At 72.5% G+C, this 21,414-nt stretch carries 19 protein-coding genes; 6 read left to right on the top strand and 13 right to left on the bottom strand.

The features are described from left to right. Positions 1-152: 152 nt before the first annotated feature. The 5 genes from DVA86_RS33280 to DVA86_RS33260 all read right to left on the bottom strand — a co-directional run bounded on the left by DVA86_RS33280 (position 153) and on the right by DVA86_RS33260 (position 6,026). Complete coding sequence (locus DVA86_RS33280; protein WP_208883879.1) at positions 153-1,241, bottom strand: FAD-binding oxidoreductase; 1,089 nt, start codon at positions 1,239-1,241, stop codon at positions 153-155. Next, positions 1,238-2,566 (bottom strand): aromatic ring-hydroxylating oxygenase subunit alpha, encoded by a 1,329-nt coding sequence (locus DVA86_RS33275; RefSeq protein WP_208883877.1) that lies wholly within the window; start codon positions 2,564-2,566, stop codon positions 1,238-1,240. Before DVA86_RS33275 ends, DVA86_RS33280 begins: the two co-directional genes overlap by 4 nt. 32 nt (positions 2,567-2,598) lie before the next feature. After that, positions 2,599-4,659 carry an oxidoreductase gene (locus DVA86_RS33270; RefSeq protein WP_208883875.1) on the bottom strand — a complete coding sequence of 687 codons (2,061 nt, stop codon included), beginning with the start codon at positions 4,657-4,659 and terminating at the stop codon, positions 2,599-2,601. Between the two features lie 175 nt (positions 4,660-4,834). Further along, positions 4,835-5,584, bottom strand: coding sequence for an IclR family transcriptional regulator (locus tag DVA86_RS33265; protein ID WP_222623472.1), 750 nt, complete (start codon positions 5,582-5,584; stop codon positions 4,835-4,837). A gap of 82 nt (positions 5,585-5,666) precedes the next feature. Next, positions 5,667-6,026 carry a MerR family transcriptional regulator gene (locus DVA86_RS33260; protein ID WP_208883872.1) on the bottom strand — a complete coding sequence of 120 codons (360 nt, stop codon included), beginning with the start codon at positions 6,024-6,026 and terminating at the stop codon, positions 5,667-5,669. Positions 6,027-6,095: 69 nt separating this feature from the next. On the opposite strand from DVA86_RS33260, the gene DVA86_RS33255 reads away from it, so the two are divergent. Further along, complete coding sequence (locus DVA86_RS33255) at positions 6,096-6,827, top strand: SDR family oxidoreductase (RefSeq protein WP_208883871.1); 732 nt, start codon at positions 6,096-6,098, stop codon at positions 6,825-6,827. A gap of 171 nt (positions 6,828-6,998) precedes the next feature. Here the strand turns inward: DVA86_RS33255 and DVA86_RS33250 are convergent, their stop codons facing one another. Next, positions 6,999-9,068 (bottom strand): glycoside hydrolase family 20 zincin-like fold domain-containing protein, encoded by a 2,070-nt coding sequence (locus DVA86_RS33250; RefSeq protein WP_425470954.1) that lies wholly within the window; start codon positions 9,066-9,068, stop codon positions 6,999-7,001. 75 nt (positions 9,069-9,143) lie between these two features. On the opposite strand from DVA86_RS33250, the gene DVA86_RS33245 reads away from it, so the two are divergent. Beyond that, positions 9,144-10,148, top strand: coding sequence for an aldo/keto reductase (locus DVA86_RS33245; protein WP_208883870.1), 1,005 nt, complete (start codon positions 9,144-9,146; stop codon positions 10,146-10,148). On the opposite strand, the gene DVA86_RS33240 is transcribed toward DVA86_RS33245, so the two are convergent. From DVA86_RS33240 to DVA86_RS33210, 7 genes are all read right to left on the bottom strand, one after another. Next, a complete protein-coding gene (locus DVA86_RS33240; protein WP_208883869.1) occupies positions 10,149-10,739 on the bottom strand; it encodes an HhH-GPD-type base excision DNA repair protein in 591 nt (196 codons plus the stop codon). Positions 10,740-10,818: 79 nt separating this feature from the next. After that, positions 10,819-11,514 (bottom strand): LAETG motif-containing sortase-dependent surface protein, encoded by a 696-nt coding sequence (locus DVA86_RS33235; RefSeq protein ID WP_208883868.1) that lies wholly within the window; start codon positions 11,512-11,514, stop codon positions 10,819-10,821. A gap of 478 nt (positions 11,515-11,992) precedes the next feature. Then, positions 11,993-13,297, bottom strand: coding sequence for an FAD-binding protein (locus DVA86_RS33230; RefSeq protein ID WP_208883867.1), 1,305 nt, complete (start codon positions 13,295-13,297; stop codon positions 11,993-11,995). 146 nt (positions 13,298-13,443) lie between these two features. Further along, the gene (locus DVA86_RS33225) at positions 13,444-14,745 is read right to left on the bottom strand and encodes an SPFH domain-containing protein (RefSeq protein ID WP_208883865.1); all 1,302 of its coding nucleotides are present in this window, start codon (positions 14,743-14,745) and stop codon (positions 13,444-13,446) included. Further along, positions 14,742-16,316 (bottom strand): SPFH domain-containing protein, encoded by a 1,575-nt coding sequence (locus tag DVA86_RS33220; RefSeq protein WP_245997815.1) that lies wholly within the window; start codon positions 16,314-16,316, stop codon positions 14,742-14,744. The genes DVA86_RS33225 and DVA86_RS33220 overlap by 4 nt, the downstream gene beginning before the upstream one ends. Before the next feature lie 738 nt (positions 16,317-17,054). Further along, the gene (locus DVA86_RS33215) at positions 17,055-17,825 is read right to left on the bottom strand and encodes an ABC transporter (RefSeq protein WP_208883863.1); all 771 of its coding nucleotides are present in this window, start codon (positions 17,823-17,825) and stop codon (positions 17,055-17,057) included. Beyond that, positions 17,822-19,225 carry an ABC transporter permease gene (locus tag DVA86_RS33210; protein WP_208883862.1) on the bottom strand — a complete coding sequence of 468 codons (1,404 nt, stop codon included), beginning with the start codon at positions 19,223-19,225 and terminating at the stop codon, positions 17,822-17,824. The genes DVA86_RS33215 and DVA86_RS33210 overlap by 4 nt, the downstream gene beginning before the upstream one ends. Before the next feature lie 157 nt (positions 19,226-19,382). Between DVA86_RS33210 and DVA86_RS33205 the strand changes: the two genes are divergently transcribed. The 4 genes from DVA86_RS33205 to DVA86_RS33190 are packed head-to-tail and all read left to right on the top strand — an operon-like array spanning position 19,383 to position 21,310. Next, positions 19,383-19,799, top strand: coding sequence for a roadblock/LC7 domain-containing protein (locus DVA86_RS33205; RefSeq protein ID WP_208883861.1), 417 nt, complete (start codon positions 19,383-19,385; stop codon positions 19,797-19,799). Positions 19,800-19,802: 3 nt separating this feature from the next. Next, positions 19,803-20,183, top strand: a complete 381-nt coding sequence (locus tag DVA86_RS33200) for a DUF742 domain-containing protein (protein ID WP_208883860.1) — start codon at positions 19,803-19,805, stop codon at positions 20,181-20,183. Beyond that, positions 20,161-20,751 carry a GTP-binding protein gene (locus DVA86_RS33195; RefSeq protein WP_208883859.1) on the top strand — a complete coding sequence of 197 codons (591 nt, stop codon included), beginning with the start codon at positions 20,161-20,163 and terminating at the stop codon, positions 20,749-20,751. The genes DVA86_RS33200 and DVA86_RS33195 overlap by 23 nt, the downstream gene beginning before the upstream one ends. Beyond that, positions 20,741-21,310 (top strand): GAF domain-containing protein, encoded by a 570-nt coding sequence (locus DVA86_RS33190; RefSeq protein WP_208883858.1) that lies wholly within the window; start codon positions 20,741-20,743, stop codon positions 21,308-21,310. Before DVA86_RS33195 ends, DVA86_RS33190 begins: the two co-directional genes overlap by 11 nt. Positions 21,311-21,414: the final 104 nt, after the last annotated feature.

Below are 21,414 nucleotides of genomic sequence, written 5' to 3'. Positions count from 1 at the left end.
TCCGCTCCGCCGGCCCCGGTGCTGTCTCCGCTGTGCATGCGACCCCCTGTGAACTACTTGGCGCCAGCAACAATAGACGGTCAGTCAGAAGTGCACAGGGGGCGAATTTCCCTCGTCGCAGGTCCGGGAGGCGGTCGCTCCGGACGGTGCCGTCACGCGTCGACGACCAGATCGCCCCGCGGCTTCGCACAGCACAGCAGGATCTTGTTGTCGGCGATTTCGCGGGGCCTGATGCCGCCGCCATGCCGCATGTCGACGGAGCCCTCCAGCAGGGTGGTCTTGCACGTGCCGCAGATGCCCTGCGCGCACGAGGCGGGAAGGGTGATTCCCGCGCGGGCGGCGGCGGCCAGGACGGGTGTCTCCGCGTCGCACTCTATGGTGCGTCCGCTGCGGGCCAGTTCGACCTTGAAGCCGGTGCCGGTGCCGGTGCCGGGCTCCGTTTCGGGTTCCGCTTCGGCGTCGGTTTCGGCGTCGGCGTCGGGTACGGGCCCGGCGGCGGGCAGTTGGCCGAAGTCGAAGCTCTCCTCGTGGTAGCGGGACATGTCGCAGCCCTCGGCCGTGAGCATCCGCCGTACGGCCGCCATGTACCCCGCAGGCCCGCACGTGAAGACCTCGCGATCGGCGAAGTCGGGGGCGGCCTCGCGCAGCGTACGAGCGTCCAGCTGTTCCCCGCGGTCGTCGAGGACGTGCCTCACGCGGATGTGTGACGCCGTCGCCGCGATGAAGTCCAGCTCCTGGCGGAAGATGACGTCGTCGAAGCTCCGGGCGCTGTGGACGAACACGACGTCCACGGGGTGCGCCAGGTCGTACAGCGTCCGTGTCATCGACATCAGCGGCGTGACGCCGCTGCCCGCCGACAGGAACAGATACGCGGGCGCCGGATGCCAGGTGAACGAGAACCGGCCGAGCGGCCCCGTCGCCCACACCGTGCCGCCCGGTGCCAGACGGTCGTGGAGCCAGTTGGAGACCAGGCCGCCCGGTACGCGCTTCACCGTGATCGTGATGAGGTCGGGGCGGGTCGGCGCGGACGAGATGGTGTAGCAGCGCTCGACGCGCAGGCCGCCGATGTCGAGGGCGAGGGTGAGGAACTGGCCGGGGTCGTGCCGGAAGAGCCGGGGTTCGGCGGGCTCGAACACGAAGGTCTTCACGTCGGCGGTGACGTCGTGGATCCGCCTGCACACCAGCGTCCCGTCGCCCCAGGCGGCCGGGGAGCCGGCGGCCGTCATGGTCGCTGTCGTCATCGTTCCTCCAGTTCTGCCGTCCGGTCTGCCTTCCGCTCTGCCTTCCGCTCCGCCGTCACGTCTGTCTCCAGGTGTGCCTTCAGCCGGCTGACGTACCAGTTGACGAAGTCCTCGACCTGGGACTCGGTCGGGCTGTACGGGCCGGGCACGTAGGCGGGGCTGCCGATGCCGCGTTGCGCCCGGGCGACGAAGACCGCGTCCTGTTCGTTGGTGGTGGCCCAGACGCCGGTCAGGGTGTCCAGGTCGTAGTCGGTGCCTTCCTCCGCGTCGGCGTGGACGAGCCAGGTGGTGCGTACGAGGGTGCGGTCGGCCGCGAGGGGGACGACGGAGAAGAGGACCGCGTGGTCCGCGGCGACGTGGAACCAGGCGTTGGGCTGCAGATGGAGGCCGAGGTGGCCGAGCCGTGCCGTGGGGAAGTCGGCGAGCAGGCGCTTCACGGCGGCCGTGCCGTCGTACGTGAAGGACTCCCCGGCCATGTCGAGCGGTTCGCGCTCGATGCGGAAGCCGGTGGGCCGGGTGTCCAGCTCCTCGACGGCCGCGTACGGCAGGCCCAGGGACTCGTACGTGGCGCGGGCCTCCGCGTCGGCCCGCCGGAAGCGCGCGAAGGTCGTACGCAGCGCCGGGGGCACCTCGTCCTCGGTGAAGTTGTAGAGGGGGAAGTAGCAGCGCTGGAGCTCGGGATGGCCGGCGCAGTGGTAGCACTCCCGGTTGTTCTCCATCGTGAGCTTCCAGTTGGCGTGCTCCACGAGGTCGGTCTGCGCGGCGACCTTGGCGCGCGGCAGGTTGTGCGGCGCGAGGTAGGGCTCGACGGTGGAGGCGAACTCGTCGAAGTCGGCGGGCGGTTCCGGGGCGAGGCAGAGGAAGACGAGCCCGGCGACGGTGCGCGCGTGTACGGCCCTCAGCCCGAAGCAGGACGGGTCGAAGCCGGGGGCCTGCGACTCGGCGTGCAGCAGCGTGCCGTCGACGCCGTACGTCCAGTGGTGGTAGCCGCAGACGATGTTGCCCACGGAGCCGCGCTCGTCGTTGAGGATGCGGGCGCCGCGGTGCCGGCACACGTTGTGGAAGGCCCGTACGTTCTCGTCGTCGTCGCGTACGGCGATGACGGAGTACGGGCCAATGTCCACCGTGATGTAGTCGCCGGGTTCGGGGAGTTCGGCCTCGGCGGCGGCGAAGATCCAGCTGCGGGCGAAGACGGCCTCGATGTCGAGGCGGAAGAACTCGTCGCTGACGTAGAAGGGCGCTTCGAGGCTGTGGCCGGCCACGCGGCGGGACACGAGGTCGGCGGGGGCTGCGGCAGGGGCCGGGGCTGGGAGTGGAGCGTTCATGGCGTCTCTCCGATGGCTCGTCCGATGGCTCGTCAGACCGGGAGGCACAGCCGCAGGGCGTCGTACACCGCGGCGTGGATGTTGCGGCTGGTGACGGCGTCACCGATGCGGAACAGCTGGTAGCCGCCCGCCTCGTGGCGTACGACCCGCTGCTCCTCGTACGCGAGCAGGGCGCGGTGGTCGACCTCGCCGAGGTTGCGGGACCCGGGGAGCAGGGCGGTGTACAGCTCGTCGTTGGGGAGCGTGCCGTGCTCGACCACGACGTGGTCGACGGCGCGTTCGCTCTCGGTCCCGGCGTACTCGCTGTACAGGGTCGCGGTGAGCCGGCCGGCCCCGTCGCGCCGTACCGAGCGCAGGCGCCGCGCGAGGGTGACGGTCACGCCGTGCTCGGTGAACGCCCGCAGATAGGCCGGGGAGTTCATGCTGCCGACATCGGGCGCCAGGGTGCGTTCCGGCGTCACGTACTCCAGCCGGGCGCCGTACGGGGCGAGGACCTCGGCGGCGTCCATCGCGGGGTGGCCGCCGTGGTCGTCGTAGACGAGTACGTCGCTGCCGCCGCGCGGGCGCAGCTCGCCGGACATCACGTCCCAGGTGTCGGCGACCAGGTCCTCTCCTTCCGTGAGGAACGAGCGGTTGGGCATGCCTCCGGTGGCGACGATGACGAGGTCGGGATGTTCGTCGAGTACGTCACCGGCCTCGGCGTACGCCCCCAGGCGCAGGTCGGTGCCGAGGTGCTTGCACTCCGCGACCCGCCAGTCGACGATGCCGAGCAAATCGTGGCGGCGGGGGTTGCGTGCGGCGAGCCGGATCTGCCCGCCGGGCCGGTCGCCCGCCTCGAACAGCACGACGTCGTGGCCGCGTTCACCCAGCACGCGTGCGGCCTCCAGGCCTGCGGGGCCCCCGCCGACGACGACGGCCTTCCTGCGGCGGCCGCCGGTACGGGGGATGGTGTGCGGGATCCGCAGCTCGCGGCCGGTCGCCGGGTTGTGGATGCACTTGGTGTCCCCGGAGTCGTAGATCGCGTCCAGGCAGTAACTCGCCCCGACGCAGGGCCGGATGCGCTCCTCGTCACCCGCCGCGATCTTGGCGACCAGGTGCGGCTCGGCGATCTGTGCCCGGGTCATGCCGACCAGGTCCAGCAGCCCCTCGCGCAGGGCGTGCCGCGCGGTGGCCGGGTCGGCGACGCGTGCCGCGTGCATGACGGGGATGTCGAGCCGGCGCCGTACCTCTCCGGTGAACTCCAGGAACGGGCCGAGCGGAGTGCCGATGGACGGGATCGTCCGCGACAGCGCCGCGTCGCTCTCGATCGACCCGCGTATCGCGCTGATGAAGTCGATGCCGTCCGCGCTGAACTGCTCGGCCGCGGCCATCGCCTCGTCGAAGACGAGCCCACCCGGCTGTGCCTCGTCGAGCGCCATGCGGATGCCGACGACGAAGTCCGGGCCGACGGCCTCGCGTACGGCGCGGATCACCCGGCGGGGGAACGCCATACGGTGCCGGAGGTCGCCGCCGAACTCGTCGTCGCGGTGGTTCGTCGCCGGGGACAGGAAGCTGTCGAGGAAGTGGCCGTACGACTGCAGTTCGATGCCGTCCAGGCCGCCGTCCCGGCAGCGTACGGCCGCGGCCGCGTAGTCGGCGGTGATCCGGTCCAGGTCCCACGCCTCCGCCGCCTTGGGGAACGCGCGGTGCGCGGGCTCGCGCAGCGGGGACGCGGCGACCAGCGGCAGCCAGTCGCCGGAGTGGTTGCTCGTACGCCGCCCCAGGTGGGTGACCTGGCACATGACGGCCGCACCGGCGCCGTGTACGTCGTCGGCGAGCCTGCGGAGCCACGGCACGATCTCGTCCCGGTACAGCAGCAGATTGCCGAACGAGGGCGGGCTGTCGGGGGAGACGACCGCGGAGCCCCCGATCATCGTGAGGCCGACGCCGCCGCGGGCCTTCTCCAAGTGGTAGGCGCGGTAACGGTCCTTGGGCAGTCCGTCCTCCCCGAAAGCGGGCTCGTGGGACGTGCTGACCACGCGGTTGCGCAGGGTGAGGTGCTTCAGCCGGAACGGCTGGAGGAGGGGATCGGAGTTCGTTGCCGGTGCTCGCACATTCGCTCCTAGGGGGCTCTGTGACCGGGCGGCGACGGCGACTTGACCGGAAGGCGCTGACCGCCGAGCGCCGATCGCGTCGCGTTTCTGGCGTTTCGCAAAGCGAAACAACAGCGCTATGCGAAACAAATGTGCGGCGCGCGTCGCCCCGTCGTCAACCCTTACCGGGAGGTAGTCAGCCGCGCCGGACGTAGCCCTTGCGCCACGAGATCCGGTCGCCCGCCGCCTTGAGCTGCTCGCCGAGTCCGGGGATCGTCCCGTCGTTGATGCGGAAGGTCGGCCCGGAGACCGTCACGGTGGCGATGACCTGGCCGTTCAGGGACCGTACGGGTGCGGAGAGGGCGGCCAGCCCGATCTCGTGCTCCTCGCTGACGGCGCCGTAACCCCGCTCGCGTACGGCCTGCAGCTCCTCCTTGAGGAGTGCCGGGTCCGTGACGGTGTGTGGAGTGAACTGCTCGAGAGGCCGCGCGAGGAACTCGGCGGCCTCGTCCTGGGGCATGTGGGCCAGGAAGACCTTGCCCGCCGAAGTGGCGTGCAGGGGCGTGCGCTTGCCGACCCAGTCGATGCTGGTGATGGCCGCGTTCCCGATCACCTGGTCGATGCTGATGACCGACTCCCCGTCGTGGACGGCGACGTTCACCGTCTCGCCGACGGCCTCGGCGAGCTCCTCGCAGATCGGCCGGCTCAGGAGCGACAGGTCGTTCCCCTTGGTCGCCCCGCCCGCCAGCTCCACCACGGTGTAGCCGATGCGGTACCGCCCGCGCTCACCGCCCTGCTCGACGAGACCGCGCGCCTCCAGGGTCGCGAGCAGCCGGAACACGGTCGACTTGTGGACGTCCAGTGCCTCGGCGATCTCGGTCACACCGGACGGCCCCTGCACGGCCAGCACCTGCAGAATCGACACGGCCCGGTCCACCGACTGCACCGACGTGTCCCGCGCCCGACCCTTGCCGCTCATACGGGAAGCGTATCGGAGCCGTCCGGGGCGCCCCGTGCGTGCGAGGTGCTCAGGTACGGCGGTCGCTGCGGCGGTCGGCGGCGGCCCCCACGAGGCGGTCGAGGCGGGCGAGTGTGGCGGTGAGCTGGTCGATCTCACGTCTGATGCGGGTGCGTTCCGCGTTGAGCATGGCCCACTGGTGGTCGGTGGTGGTGCCGCTGTCGATGCAGGGGAGCAGTTCGGCGATGCGGCGGCTGGACAGACCCGCGGCGTAGAACTGCCGGAAGATGCGGACCCGGCCGACGGCGTCCTCGGTGTACTCGCGCTGGCCGCCGGGGCTGCGGCCGGGGGTGAGCAGCCCCTGTTCCTCGTAGTAGCGCAGGGCCCGGACGCTGACTCCGGAGCGCCGGGCGAGCTCTCCGATGCGCATGCGTTCCCCTTCCCCGGGCCCTGGCGGGACTTGACCCTCACGTCGGCGGCAGGTTTTAGCGTACCCGGCATGACCACAACCAAGACGGAACGCATCGAGGGCGCGGTCGCGCTCGTGACCGGAGCCAACCGGGGGCTGGGCCGCCACTTCGCCCGGCAGCTCCTGGAGCGCGGCGCGGCGCGCGTGTACGCGGCCGCCAGGCGTCCGGATACCGTCGGCCTGCCCGGCACCGTGCCGCTGCGGCTGGACATCACGGACGACGACGAGGTCCGGGCGACGGCCGCCGCGGCGGGCGACGTGACACTTCTGGTGAACAACGCCGGGATCAGCCGCTTCACGAACCTCGTCACCTCCGAACTGGCCGACGTACGCGCGGAGATGGACACCAACTACTGGGGCACGCTGGCCGTCGTCCGCGCGTTCGCCCCGGTCCTCGCGGCGAACGGGGGCGGGGCGATCCTCAACGTGCTGTCCGCGCAGTCCTGGCACCCCTACCCGGGCACGAACGGCTACCACGCCGCCAAGGCGGCCCAGTGGGCGCTGACCAACGGCGTACGGACAGAGCTGGCCGCGCAGGGCACGCTCGTGACCGGCCTGCACCTGGGAGCCGTCGACACCGACTTCAGCGCCGCCTACGACGGCCCCAAGGGCGACCCGGCCGACACCGTCCGCGCCGGCCTGGACGGGATCGAGGCGGGAGCGGCCGAGGTGCTCGCCGACGAGTGGAGCGCGCGCGTCAAGAGGTCACTGGCCGAGGACCCCACCCGCCTGTACGAGGAGATCCGCGCAGGCGCCGTCTGACCGGACCGGCGCCGGTCAGTGGATGCCGGAGCCGGGATCTCCGCCATCGCCGCCGGATTCCTGTCCCGCACCGGTGGCGACCTGCGTCAACTCCTGGGCCGCGCGCCCGCGTCCCCGCTCGCGGCGGCGCGCGTAGCCGTACGGAACGGCCGGGGCCGTCGCGGGCGCGCGTCAGCCGTGGGCCGCACGCAGGAGTTGGCGGCGCAGCGGGGCGATCCGCGTCAGGCTGTCGTCGAGGCCGCCGGGCCGCGAGCGCAGCAGCCAGCACGCGCGCTGTTCGGTGAGCAGCGGGTCCAGGCGGCGCAGCAGCCGGCGGGCCGTGGCGGCGGGGATCGCGTCGGCGTCCGCGCCGGGCCCGGCCGCCGTACGGGCGCGCAGGACGTCCACGGCGAACTCCGCGAGGGCGGTCGCGTGCAGGAGTTCGCGTACGACGATGTCGCCGTCCTGCGCGGCCGGTTCGGTGGCGGACAGGTCGCGGCGGCTCTCGGCGAGGGCGGCCGCGGCCGCGTCCAGGGCGGCGGGCGTGGGCAGGTCCGGCAGGGGCAGCGAGGGGTCGGGGAACAGTGCCCGTGCGACGGGCGACCCGTTCAGGAGGGGGACTCCGAGCAGCCGGTACACCCCGCCCAGGCGCACCAGCGTACGTCCGGCGAGACCGGCCGCGTCGAGCAGCACGTGGTCGTCGAGGACGGCGCCGAGGTCGAGGTCGCGGTTCGTGTCCAGGCACCAGCTCGCCGCGCCGCCGAACACGGCGGGGCCGAAGGCCACGGACGGCGCGTCCCACATGCCGTTGTCGCCCCAGGAGGTGAGGAGGTAGCCGGAGGCCCCGTGGGCGAGGCCCGCCTCGGCGGCGTCCGCCATGTTCTCCACGGCGTTGTCGAGGCGGCCGAGGACGCCGTTCCAGTTGCCGGCGCCGGGGGCCACCCAGTACGGGAGTCCGGCGTCGCCGAGGAGCCTGCCGTGGGCGGCGAAGCCGTCGCGCAGGCGCTCCAGTTCGGTGCCGCGCTGCCGCCAGGCGGCGGCCTCCGCGCCGTCGGCGTCCATGACCTCGACGGCGTGCCGCGGCGCGTCGTACTGCCAGACGACGGGCACCGCCCCGTGCGGCACCCGGTCCAGCAGCTCGGGGTGGTGCGCGAACACGTCGGCCCAGAACTGCACGGTGTACCCGGCGTCCAGCCAGGGCCGCAGCACGGCGGTGACGTAGTCGAAATAGACGGTGCCCAGGCCGTCGCGGCGCGCCCGGTCCCGGGACCGGCCGGTGCCCAGCTCGAACGGCTCGTCGGCGCCGATGTTCAGGCGCTTGGCGCGTACGTGTGCGGTGAGCTCCGTGAGCAGGCCGTGGGTGAACGCGGCGTTGTCGGCCGTGGGCGCGAGGGTGCTCGGCGGACGGTGGGCGCCGCCGCGCTCGAAGCCGTCGGGGTTCTCGGCGCGGTGCGCGTACGGGGGATGGGCGAGGAAGCGTTCCATGTGCCCGAACGTGTTCTGGTTGACGACCAGATCGATGCCGGCCGCGGTGCAGCGCGCGTCGAGCCAGCGCAGGTCGTCGGCGGTGAGCGGGGACGCGTCCTGCCAGACCTGCCGGTGGTCGCGGAAGGCGTAGGTGTGCTCGGTGTACAGCTCGAACTGGTTGAAGCGGGCCAGGGCGAGGATCTCCACCCAGCGGGCCAGGGTGCGGCGGGTGGGCACGCGGTCCCGGCTGATGTCGAGCAGGAAGCCGCGGCGCTCGAAGTCGGGGTGGTCCGCGATGTCGTAGCCCGTCCCGCCGAAGTCGGGGGAGGCGCGCAGCTGGTCGAGGGTGTGCAGGGCGTAGCGGAGCCCGGCCGGGTCGCGGTGGCGGATGCTCACCCCGTCCGGGCCGGTGCGCAGGCGGTAGCCCTGGGCGGGCAGCGCGGGGTCGACGGCGGTGGTCACCGGGGCGTCGGCGGGGGCGGGGCGGGAGTCGGCGGGGGCTGCGGCGGAGGACGGGGGGAGTGGTCCAGACCTGTGCCATTCCACCACGGCCTCGTCGCGCGCGGCCACCGGGATGCGCCCCCAGCGCGGTTCGCGCGCCGCCTCGGCCAGGGAGAAGCCGACGCGGAGGCCGCCGGGCAGCAGGCGCGGTCCGGGCCGTACGGGCAGGGCGTCGAGCGCGGCGCGGACCAGCAGCCGTTCGGAACGGCCGTCCGAGGTGTCCATCAGGAAGCAGCCGTTGGCGATGATCTGCAGCAGTTCGCCCCAAGCGCTGTCCAGTAGGCGCAGCCACACTCAGTGTCTTGTCTGGCGGACGTGCATAGTGGTTATTACTTTTTTTTTTAGATTGTATAAGAGACAGCTTTCCACATGGACTCACAGATCGTCACTGCCGACGCCGCCGGCAGCTGGACGCTTGGTGACCGCACCGTCCACCGCATGGGGTTCGGCGCGATGCGTCTGACCGGCAGCGGGGCGTTCCACGACGGCACCCCCAGCGACCGCGAGCGGTCGCTCACCGTGCTGCGGCGGGCGGTCGAGCTCGGCGTCAACCACATCGACACCGCCGCGTTCTACTTCTCCTCCCTCCGCTCCGCCAACGAGTTGATCAACCGCGCGCTCGCCCCGTACCCGGACGACCTCGTCATCTCCACCAAGGTCTGGCCCGGCCGCGACCCGTCGGGCGGCTGGTGGTGGGCGGAGCCGGAGCAGTTGCGTGGGCAGGTCGAGGAGAATCTGCGCCAGCTCGGACGCGATCACCTGGACGTGGTCAACCTCCGCGTCCCGCCCAGCCGCAGGCGCGCGAGCGCGGCCGCGACCGCAGCCGCGAGCCCGGGCGCGAACAGCGCCGCGAGCCAAGAGGGCGCCCCCGACGGCTCCATCGCCGAACACTTCGGCGCGCTGGCCGCCCTGCGCGACGCCGGACTCGTACGCCACCTCGGCATCTCCAACGCCACCCCCGCGCACCTCGCCGAGGCCCAGGCCATCGCGCCGGTCGTCTGCGTGCAGAACCCGTACGGGATCGGCACCGCGCCGGCCGAGGAGCGCGCGTTCCTGCGGGCGTGCGGGGAACGGGGCGTCGCCTACGTGCCGTTCTTCGCCATCGCCGGCACCCGTCGCGAGGCGGGCGTGAGCTCCACCGACGCTGACACCGCCGCCGACGACGACACCGTGCACGACCCCGACCCCGTGCACGACGTGGCACGCGGGCACGGTGCGACGCCCGCGCAGGTACGGCTGGCGTGGACGCTCCAGCAGGGTCCGCACGTGCTGGCCATTCCCGGTACGGGCAACCCCGACCACCTCACGGCCAACGTGGCCGCCGGCGCCCTGCGCCTGTCGGCCGACGAGCTCGACCGCCTCGACCCCGCGTGACTACGGCTTCTTCGCGGCCGCCTTCGCCGCCTGCTTCATCTCACGCTTGTGCGCGCGTACGCGGTCCAGGGAGTCCGGACCGGTGATGTCCGCGACGGAACGGTACGAGCCCTCCTCGCCGTACGCGCCCGCCGCCTCCCGCCAGCCCTCCGGGCGTACGCCGTACTGCTTGCCGAGCAGCGCCACGAAGATCTGGGACTTCTGCTTGCCGTAGCCCGGCAGGGCGTTGAGGCGGTTCAGCAGCTCGCGGCCGGTCGCCGCATCGCGCCAGAGGGTGCGCGGGTCGCCGCCGTACTCGTCGACCAGGTGCCGGCACAGCTGCTGGACGCGCTTGGCCATCGACCCCGGGTAACGGTGGACGGCGGGCTTCGCGGAGAGCAGCGCCGCGAACTCCTCGGGCGCGTACGACGCGATCTCCCCCGCGTCGAGCGTCTCGCGGCCCATGCGCTGCGCGATGGTGTACGGGCCGGTGAACGCCCATTCCATCGGCACCTGCTGGTCCAGCAGCATGCCGATCAGGGCGGCGAGCGGGTCACGGCTGAGCAGTTCGTCGGCCTCCGGCTGCTGGGCAAGCCGTACGGTGGTGTTCATGCCCCGATGATCGCGCCCGTACGGCCCCGACGCATCCCGAACCGGCGGGACGCGCCGGAGCACCGACGAGCCGGAGGCGTCACGCCGAGGCGGCACCGCCCCGGCGGCGCCGTACGACGAGCACCGTTCCCGCACCGGCCACCACGGCCAGGGCACCGGCCGCGGCGACGGCCGTCGTCGCGGAGGAGGAACCCGTCTCGGCGAGCTTCTCGCCGCTCTCGCCGCTCCCGCCGTCCGCGGGCTTCGAAGCGCCGCCCTGCGGCTTGGTGCCGTCCGGCGCGGCACCGGGCTCGGTCGCCGGTGACGTCTCGGAACCGCCGCCGCCCTCCTGGCCGGGGGCCAGCACGTCGAAGTTGGCGGACGGGGTGGTGGTGCCGTCGGTGCAGCCCTCCTCCGGGTCCACGTACGTGGCACCGCCGCCCGCGTAACTCGGGCCGGGCGTGGCCCCGGCGTCGACCCGCAGCCGGAACTTCAGCGTGGCCGATTCCTTCGCGTCCAGGTCGGTGAAGCCGAAGATGATGCCGGTGTCGCGGACGTCGTTCCGGCCCTGGTCCTCCAGGCTCATCCACTTGCCCTCACCGGCGTCCCAGAACTCCAGCCAGGCGTGCTCGAACAGGTCGCCGTTCTCGCTGGGGGAACCGTTGTTGGCGGTGACGGACGCTTCGACCGCGCCGAGCGCGGTGCCGGTCTTGTTGGCCACGTCCAGGGTGAACGTGTGCCAGCCGCCACCCGCCTTGATCTCGTCGGGCAGCCCCTTGAGGCTGACACTCACCATGGTGGAAGGCCCGTTGTTGCAGGGCGCGGGCGGCTCGGTGGCCGACGGGGCGGGCGACGCCGACGGCGCGGAAGGGGACGGGGACGGCGAGGGGCCGTCGTCCGTGGCGTGGGCAGCGGTCGCGCCCAGGAGAGTTAACGGGGCGACCGCGGCGGTCAGGGCGGTGGCCGACAGTATGCGACGAAGCTTCATGTACCTGGTCCTTGACGTGAGCAGGGAAATGCGTTGGTACATGTGTGACGGCGGTGGCCCTGACAACGTTGTAGGCGGTTCGGAGTGTTCGGATTTCATTCAACGCGTGTTCAGACAGCCCAAGCCCGGTGCGGTGCCTGCCACGCACTCAAGCCGTCCGGCGATTGAGGACGGCCCCCGGCCACGACGGACCTGCCGGTGGCCACGCCGCCACACGACCACCCGCCCACCGGTGGCCGCCCCGGTCCGTCCTCAAACGCCGGACGGGCTTGAGGTGGCGCGCGCGTCAGCCCGACGCAGGGGCCGCCGGAAAGTAGTGGTCGAGGGGCGCGTTCCGGAACGTGCCACCCGGGTCGCACCGCGCCAGCAGCGCCGCGAAGTCGTCCCATCGCGCGTACGAGCGGCGCAGCGCCTCCGGGGCCGTCGTGGAGAGCTTCCCCCAGTGGGGGCGCGCGTCGAACGGCGCGAGCGCCTCTTCGAGGCGTACGAGCACGGGCTCGACGGCCGCCGCGTCCGCGACCCACGTGAAGTGGAACGCGACGCTGGCCCGCCCGTGGCTCGGGCTGAGCCACTGCCCGTCGGCCGCCACGCTGCGGATCTCGGACACCTGGAGTACGGGCGCGAGCCACGGCCGCAGGGTGCGGAGCGCCTGTACGGCCGCGGCGGCGTCCGTGCGCGGCACCAGGTACTCGGACTGCAGCTCGTCGCCCGCGCTCGGCAGGAAACCGGAACGGAAGTGCGGCAGCCGCTCGTCCCACGGCCCGGCGACGCCCAGTTGCTCGGTGGCGTTGGCCGTCGGCATCCCGTCGATGGGGTGGTGCGGGCGGGTCGCGGGGCGGGCGCCGGTCCAGGCGAGGTCCGGCAGAGGGTCGCCGACGCGGCGCTTCAGCCACAGCCGTACGGAGTCGCCGCCCCAGTCGGTGAAGGCGCTGACGCTGTACGCGGTGGCCGGCAGCGCGTCGATGTGTTCGGTGAACGCGCCCCACGGCAGGCCCTCGTACACGTGCTGCTCGACCTCGAAGGCGGGGCACAGGTCGAGCGTGACGGCGGTGGCGATGCCGAGCGCGCCGAGAGAGGTCACGGCACCCCCGAAGTCACCGCCGAAGTCGCCATCGAAGTCCCCGCCGACGCCCCCGTCTTCAGCAGAGGACAGCGTGCTGACCTTGCCGTCCGCCGTGACCAGTTCGACGGCCCGTACGGCGGTGGCGAGCGTCCCGTGCGCGTCACCCGAACCGTGCGTTCCGGTGGCGTACGCGCCCGCGAGCGTGAAGTGCGGTGTGGACGGCAGGTTGGGCAGCGCGAGGCCGTACGGGCGGAGTGCGGCGCACAGTTGGGCGAAGGTCATGCCCGCGCCGGCGCGTACGGTGCGCGCGCCGGTGTCCACCTCCGCGAGCCGGGGCATACGGCTCAGGCTGACGAGGGTGCCCGTCGTGTCGGCGGCGCGGTTGAACGAGTGCCCGGCGCCCAGCGCCCGTACGCGCCCGCCCTCGGCCACGAGCGCGCACAGCTCGTCGAGCGAGGCCGGGGTACGGAGGCCGCCGGCCGCCTGGAACTCGACGTTCCGGGCCCAGTTCGTCAGGTTTCCCGCCATGGGCTGGACCTCTCTCGGTCGACGGCTCGCACCCCGCGGCAGCGGGCGCCCCTACGGGGGGAGGGGCTACGAGTCTGCCAGGCGGCGGGCGGTCCGTGACCTGCCCCCCGCAGGCCACGGACCGCCCGGCACACCCCGAAACGCCCCTACTCCTCCTCGTCGTACGCTCCGCCGTCCGGCAGCGCCGCCAGCCGCGGCAGCAGTTGCGCCGTGACCAGCGTGGACAGCGCCGAGGTGTCGCCACCGCCGCCCCCGTCCGTACGTACCACCAGCGGCTGTGGCGCGCTGCCCGCCAGCGTCGCGCCGACCTCCAGGCGGCGGCGGGCCAGTTCGTACTGGAGCACCGCGCGGTTGTCCCGGTACGCCTGCGCCAGCCGGCGCTGCGCACGTGCCTCGTTCTCGGCTGAGATGAGTCCGCTGCGGCCGCGCGTCTCGATCTCGAAGCGCACCTTCTGCGCCTCCGTCTCGCGCTCCTCGAGCAGCTGCGCGACGTCCTCGCGGGCCTTGTTGAGCGCCGCCCGCACCTCGACGATGCGCGCGTCCCGCACCTTCTTCGCCCGCTCGATGTCCATCTGCAGGCTGTCCGTACGGCGCTTCCGGGTCAGGCCCCACTCCTGCTCGTACGCGGTGCGCTCCTTGGCGACGCGTTCACGGGTGGCCAGGTGCTGCTGGTACTGCACGGGCAGCTGCACGTCCGGGATGTTGCTGCCGGTGATGCGGACGCCGTAGCGGGACAGCTGCCGGTTGAGGAGTTCCTGCATGTCGGCGACGTCCGAGCCGCGCAGGTCGTACGCGTGCTCCGTGCGCACCTGGCGGCCGCGCTGCCGGATGGCGTCCTGTACGGCGTTGGACAGCACGAGGTCGAAGTTGCCCGCCCCGATGGTCCGTACGAACAGCACGGCGTCCGTGATGCGGAACTTCAGGAAGAACTCGATGGACCGCAGGGGCACGTTCTCCCGCGTCGGGCAGGCGACGACCGGCGCCGAGTACGGGATCTCCGTGGCGGTGTCCACCACGAACTCCACCCGCGACCACGGGTGCCACAGGAAGTGCCGTCCGGGGTCCAGCGTGCGGGCGATCGCGCCGTAGCGGGTGAGGATGCCGGTGGTGCCCTGCTCGATCTTCACGATCGACGAGCGCCACCACCACAGGCCGCCGCCCACCAGCAGCAGTACGCCGCCGACGTAGGCGAGCGTGGCGAGGGCGCCGTACGCGAGGTCGGACGCGGCGTCGGCGCCGGACCCTTCGACGTTCAGCATGATGCCGGTGAGCAGGGCGAGGACGCCGAGCCACATCGGGACCATCCACCACACCCGCTGGCGGTTGCGCGGGATGATCACCGGGGTGATCTTGCCGGCCTCGCCGCCGCGCAGCAGTTGCGGGATGTCGCCCCAGGGAGCGACCTCTTCCGAGATCACCGACCGGCGGCCGGCGCGTGCGATGCTCATTCGGCGGTCTCCTCGTCCTGCTCGGCGTGCGCGGTGTGCTCGGTGTGCTCGGCGTGCGCCGTGTGCTCGTCACGGTCGTCGTCCCCGGCGGTGGTTCCACCGGCTGTCGTGTCCGGTACGGTCGGCCGGTCCGCCGCCTCCAGCAGGCTGGCGATCTCCGCCTCCCGGCCCGCGATCCGGTCGGACACCTCCGGCAGCCGGTCCCGTACGGCGGCCATGTCGCCCGCCGAGAACAGCTCCGCGCCGTGCTCGCCGACGAGTTCGCGGGCGAGCGCGAGGAAGTCCACCCCGGCCGCACCGGCACCCGTACCAGCGGCACCCGTACCGGCAACGGCGGCGTTCCCGTCGCCGGCTCCGCCGATGCGTACGACGCGCGGCAGGTGCCCGGCCATCTCCTCCAGCGTGTCCAGCACCTGCTGCTGGTAGCGGTACTCGAGGATCTCCGGCGCCTCGGCCGCCGTCACCGCGCGGATGTCCAGCGCCTGGGCCTCCAGCAGCGCCGCGTTGGCCTTCGCCTCGGACTCGGCCTGTACGTAGCGCTGGCGGGCGAGCGCCTGTGCGCGGTTGGTCTCGCGCTCCACGGCGGTGTCCATGCGCGCCTGGTGCTGGGCGATGTCCGCCTGGATCGACGACAGGGTCTCCTGCCGGGTGGCCAGCTCCTTGCTGAGGTCGCCCTCGTCCTGCTCCTTGCGCAGCTGGAGCGCGTACTCGTGGGTGTACGCCTCCTTGGCGAGCCGCACCATCTCCGGGGCGGCCAGGTCCATGCGGTAGTTGCGGTCGGCGGGCTCGGCGTGCGTGATGTTGGCGTTGGTCAGCTCGACGGCGGGCCGGAACTGCTGGTTCAGCTGCTCCAGCAGCCGTCCGGTGTCCTCGCCCACCATGTCGTAGATCGTCGCGGCCTCCTGCTCGTAGATGAGGCTGCGGATCGTCTCGCTGACGGCGTTGCTGAGCTTCTCCTGGAAGCCGCGCACGGCGCCCAGCGTGTAGACGAACTCGACCGGGTCGCTGATCCGGAACTGGATGAACAGATCGATCGACGCCTTCACGCCGCCCTTCGTCGGGGCCTCCCGTACGGGCGCGTTGAAGGGGTACTCGCGCGTGGTGTTGATGATGTACGACACCCGCTTCCACGGGTTCAGCAGGATCACCCGGCCCGGGCCCACCACCTGCTCCAGCTTCCCGAAGCGGGTGATCAGCGCGTGGCAGCCGTCGGGGACCATCACCATGCCCTGCCGCCACCACACGAAGCCGACCGCGAGCAGCGACATCAGCCAGTAGTGCCAGCCGAACAGCGGGTTGGTGAAGGCGCTGCCGGACGAGACGGCCGCGACCGACGCCGTACCGATGACGCCGACCACGAGCAGCAGCGACACCGGCAGCATGCTTAGGAACGAGCGTCCGCGCGGGATCACCATCGGGCAGATGGCGTGCACCTTCTGGCCGTCCTCGCGGCGCTGTTCGCTGCGGTTGAGCGTTTCGCCCGCCTCGTCCAGCGGGACGGTCTGCTCCGACATCACCGTGTCGATGTCGCCGCCCTGCTCCTTGGCGGCCGGGAAGTCGGACGGGTCCATGCCGTCCTCCTGGGGCTCCCGTTGCTGGCCGCCGTCGCCGGCGGAACCACCCCTGTCTGATCCGCCCGATCCGCCCGATCCGCTGCCTGCCGCTCCGACGCCCGTACGGCGGCGGATTTCCTCCTCGGCCACCTTCCGCGGGTCGGCTCCTCCGGCCACCGCGCGGGCGGCTCGCCTTACGTCCTGGGTACGTGCCACACGATCCCCCTGTTGCCGCTGTTCTGCCGTACGTGCGTGCCTGCCGTGACCGGCGTACGCACCGTACGTGCCGTCGTTCTCTGCGTGCGGTACGCGGAACGGGCGCGCGTCGGCTGCGACTCCGCCCCCGCCCTCCGTACGGCTTCCTGCCGCACGCGGCGTCGTACCGCATGGGCACCACAGGGGCTTACGGAGGGCGCCCGGCCGAGCCGCTCTCCCACGGCTTCCGGCCCGGTGCCCGCTGCCTGCTCAGGGGTGCCCGGCAGGAGTCATCGTGTCAGCGGCGTGACGCGGGGCACAGTGCCCGAACCTGGCAGACATGTGCATGACGGGGCTGCCGGATCGTACGCACGTCGTACGCGCGGGGCGAGGCGGTTTCCGGCCTCGTTCCGGGCCCTCTTCCGGCCCCGGACGGGCCTGTCCGGGCCTGTCCGGGCCCACGGCGGCGCGGCTCAGCGGCGGTTCAGCTGCGGCTCCCGCGCGGCTCAGCGGCGGTTCAGGCGCGTCTCAGCGGCAGCGCAGGCGCGGCTCCCGTGCGGTTCAGGCGCCGGAGCGGCGCGCGCGGGGGCCGCGGCCGAGCCGCCCGAACGGGCGCGCGCCCCCCGCGCGCAGCGGCTCCGGGCCGCAGGCGGCCCACGCCGCGGCGGCCAGGACCAGCAGCGCGGCCCACAACGCGTGGGCGCGGTCCCAGCGTTCGTCGCCGAGCGGCACGAACAGCGCGACGCCGTCCGGCAGCAGCGTGAGGCCCGCCACCGCGGCCGCCAGTACGGCGCCCACGACGGCGGGGCCCGGAGCGGTCACCCCCGTGAACCGCACCACCCCCGCCGCCAGTCCGAGCGCGAGCGCGGACAGCGCGGCGCCCTCCAGCGTCACGTCCGCCAGCGGTACGCCCGTACTGCCGCCGGCCATGCCGCCCGCCCGCGCCAGGCCGAGCACGGCCAGCCACCACGCGGCGGCCGGCGGCAGCAGCAGGCACAGCCGCAGCTGCTGCCGCAGCGGGCGCGGCACCGGCAGCACACCCGTGGTGTGCCGGGCCGGGTCGTCCAGCGCGAACGAGACGGCCATCGCGCCGCACAACGCCGCCACCCGCAGCAGGTTGACGCCCACGCCCGGCCCGGCGTCCAGCGAGAACACCAGCGGTACGGACACGAGCAGCAGCCCGAGGACGGCGCCCGTCGCCATAGGCCCCCAGGGCAGCGCACGCGCCTCCGGCCGCAGCAGGCCGCGGACCACGATCCGCCTCCGTACGATCCGCCTCCCTACGGAGCCGCCTCTCGCCACTTCCGCCTCCGCGCGCGCGGGCGCCGTCACGCGCAGTTCCACTCGCGGTCGGCGGCGGTCTCCGCCGGGGCCTTGACGCCGAGCAGTCCTGCGGCGCGTTCCGTGGAGGTGCCGGGGCGTACGAGCTCCGCCCAGGAGTCCTTGACCCGCTGCGCCACGTCCTCCCGCGGCCTGTCCAACAGCGCCCGCAGGACGCCGTGTTCACGGTCCCGCATCTTGACCGCGTTGACCGGGGACAGGATGGTCGCGCCGCCGCCGGACACGTTCGACTGCGTGGTCTCGAACGCGTCCTCGCCGTCCGGTGTCCCGTTGACCGCCAGCCACATGATGAGGACCGACCGCGCGTCGCAGTACACCGCGCGCTCCGACTCGTCGTCCGCCACCAGCCCGCGTGCGTAGCTCGCCGCGAACTCCAGGGAGCGTTCGCCGCCCCACGTCGTGTCCGCCGTCACCTCGCCCGGCGGTCCCGGCAGGAGTTCGCGGCCCGGACCGCTCTCGTCCAGCGCGTACACCCGCTGCCGTACGGTCACGTGCCGCTCCGCGGCCTCGCCGCCCGCCAGCGCCCGTACGCCGTCCGCCACCTTCCGCCACTCGCCGGTCCAGGACGTGAACTCGGGGAACGCGCAGTACGTCGTCACCCCGTGCCGTACGCACTCCTGCTGCGCCGCCGCCGGATCGCGCGTCGCCCGCTCGCGTTCCGCCGTCAACTCGTCCGAGGGGCCCACGCCCTGCCCGACCGCGCCCACCACCGTGAGCACCAGCGCACCGGCGGTGGCCCGTACGACCGCCGTACGGCCGCCGCTCAGCAGCAGCGCGCCGGCCGCGGCGAGCAGCGTCAGGCCCAGCAGATACAGCACGTGCCAGTCCGCCGGGCGGCCCAGCAGATCGGACGGGAGCGGGCCCGCCTCGCGCTCGTCCGCGGTGAGCGGCGTCAGCCACCGCGCGGCACCCGACGTCGGCATGATCACGAACGTCAGCGAGATGACCACCATCGCCGCCATCGGCGCCGCGTACGCCGAACGCACCAGCTTCCCCAGCAGCACCCCGAGCGCGCCGAAGCACAGCACCAGCACCGGCCCGGTGGCCAGTTCGAAGAACGAACCGTTCCCCACCGCGTGCGGACGCGCCGCCTCCCGTGCGTACTGGCCCGCCACCACCACCGCGACCAGCAGCGCCAGCGGCACGACGGACAGCGCGTGCGCCGCCGTACGCCGCCACTCCGCCAGGACGAGCACCCCGAAGTGCGCCTCCGTGCCGTGCCGGCGGGCGCGCAGGACCGCGTAGTTGGCCGCGAGCAGACCGGCGAGGCCGATCAGCAGCGCGCCGAGCTGCGTCTCCTGGTCGGCCTGCTGCAGCACCGGGTAGTCGTCCTCCGGGCCGCCGCCCGGCCACACCAGGAACGCGAGGTAGCCGAGCAGCGCGAGGAGCACCAGCGGGTGCAGCAGGAGACGGCGCGCCTCGACGCGCGCCAGCTGTCTCTTATACTCATATTACCCTGCCCACTTATGCCGAGGGGTAGACAGCGCGGGTAGCCCCCCGGGGACACCCCCTAGCGGCCCCTCGCCCCTCAAGGAGAAGAACGCGATCATGGTGAGCGAAGCGCCCATCGGCCAAACTCCGGATCTGTCCTGGCTGCTGACCGGACTCGTCCAGCGCGTACCGCACTCGCGGAGCGCGCTCCTACTGTCGTCCGACGGCCTGGTGAAGGCCGCGCACGGACTGGAGCCGGACACCGCTGACCACATGGCGGCCCTCGCTTCCGGTCTCTACTCGCTGGCCCGCAGCGCCGGAGTCCGCTTCGGTGACGGCGGCGAAGTACGGCAGGTGGTGGTCGAACTGGACACCTCGCTGCTCTTCGTCTCCACCGCCGGCCAGGGCGCGTGCCTCGCGGTGCTCGCCGGAAGCGAGGCGGACGCCGCCGTCCTCGGCTACGAGATGGCGATGCTCGTCAAGAGCGTCCGCCCGTATCTGGCCACCCCCGCGCGGCAGCCGGCAGGGCACTAAGGGATGACAGAACCCGTGGAGGGCCCGTGGCTCGACGGTGACGCGGGACGACTGGTGCGCCCGTACACGGTGAGCGACGGGCGCACCAAACCCTCGGCACACTTCGACTTACTCACCCTGGTGATGGCGACCGGCAACCGGCCGCACAGCTACCTGGGCCCGGATCACACCCATGTGCTCGGACTGTGCGGCGGCCCGCTCTCAGTGGCCGAGATCGCCGCACACATACGTCAGCCCGCGGTGGTGACCAAGGTGCTGCTGTCCGACCTCGTGGACTGCGGTGCCATCACCGCACGGGCGCCCGAACGCGCACCGCTGGGGCAACACGCGACCGACCGAGACCTGCTGGAGGCGGTGCTGGATGGGCTCCGTAAACGACTCTGATCCTTTTCCGACCGCGCTGAAGATCCTGATCGCCGGAGGCTTCGGCGTCGGGAAGACCACCCTGGTCGGCGCGGTCAGCGAGATCGAGCCGCTGAGTACCGAGGAGCTGCTGACGCAGGTAAGCGCGGGCACGGACAGCCTCGAGGGGGTGGAGGACAAGACCACCACCACCGTCGCCATGGACTTCGGCCGCATCTCGCTGAGCGCCGCCCATGTGCTCTACCTCTTCGGCACGCCGGGGCAGGAGCGCTTCTGGTTCATGTGGGACGAGCTCTCGGCGGGCGCGCTGGGAGCCGTGGTCCTGGCCGACACGCGCCGCCTCGAGGACTGCTTCGCGGCGGTGGACTTCTTCGAGCGGCGCGGCATCGGATTCATCGTGGCCGTCAACGAGTTCGACGGTTCGTTCCACTACGACCCGGAGGAGGTGCGCGCCGCCATAGACCTCAAGCCAGAGGTGCCGGTGGTGCTCTGTGACGCCCGGCAGGCCAGTTCCAGCACCCAGGTCCTGGTCGCTCTTGTACAGCATCTGATCGACTCGAGGAGTCAGCATGTCACCGATGTCATATGACCCAACCTCCCACCTGCTCCTGACTCCTGAGGACGGAGACGCGCCGAACCGCGTGGTCAGGCTGCGCGAGCTGGGGATCGGGGATGCGCCTGTCCCCGAGTTCGACGACTTCGCGCGGAAGCTCGCGAACGTGACGGGCGCGCCGTACGCGATGGTGAACTTCATCGACGAGGACCGCCAGTACTTCGCGGGCCTCTACGCGCCGGGCGCCGACCACGCCGTCGAACTCGGCACCTCGGGAAACCAGTCCAGCGGTGTGGGCCGGGTGATGGCACGCGACCACGGCTACTGCCCGCACGTCGTCGTACGGCGCAAGGCGCTGGTGCTGGAGGACGTGTGCGACTATCCGCGGTTCGCCGGCAATCCCGTCGTGGACGAGATCGGCATCCGCTCGTATCTGGGCGCCCCGCTCATCGACCGTACGGGCATGGCGCTGGGCACCGTCTGCGTGGTGGACCAGGAGCCTCGGCCGTGGGGACGCCAGGGTCTGGAGACGATCAAAACCCTGGCCGCCGAGCTCGTGGACCAGATCCACCGCCGGGAGCACGAGCGCTCCTGACGCTCCCGAACGCGTACTGAACACTTCCAGGTGCCGTGGCGGGCGTCCGTGGGCGCTGCCGCGGCGGCACGTACGCCTCGCGCCCGAGGCCGTACGTTCCGGGC

The sequence above is a fragment of the Streptomyces armeniacus genome (assembly GCF_003355155.1).
GTDB classification, from domain to species: Bacteria; Actinomycetota; Actinomycetes; order Streptomycetales; family Streptomycetaceae; genus Streptomyces; species Streptomyces armeniacus.
Note: the sequence above shows the minus strand (reverse complement) of the source record. Positions and strands in the feature narration are given on the sequence as shown.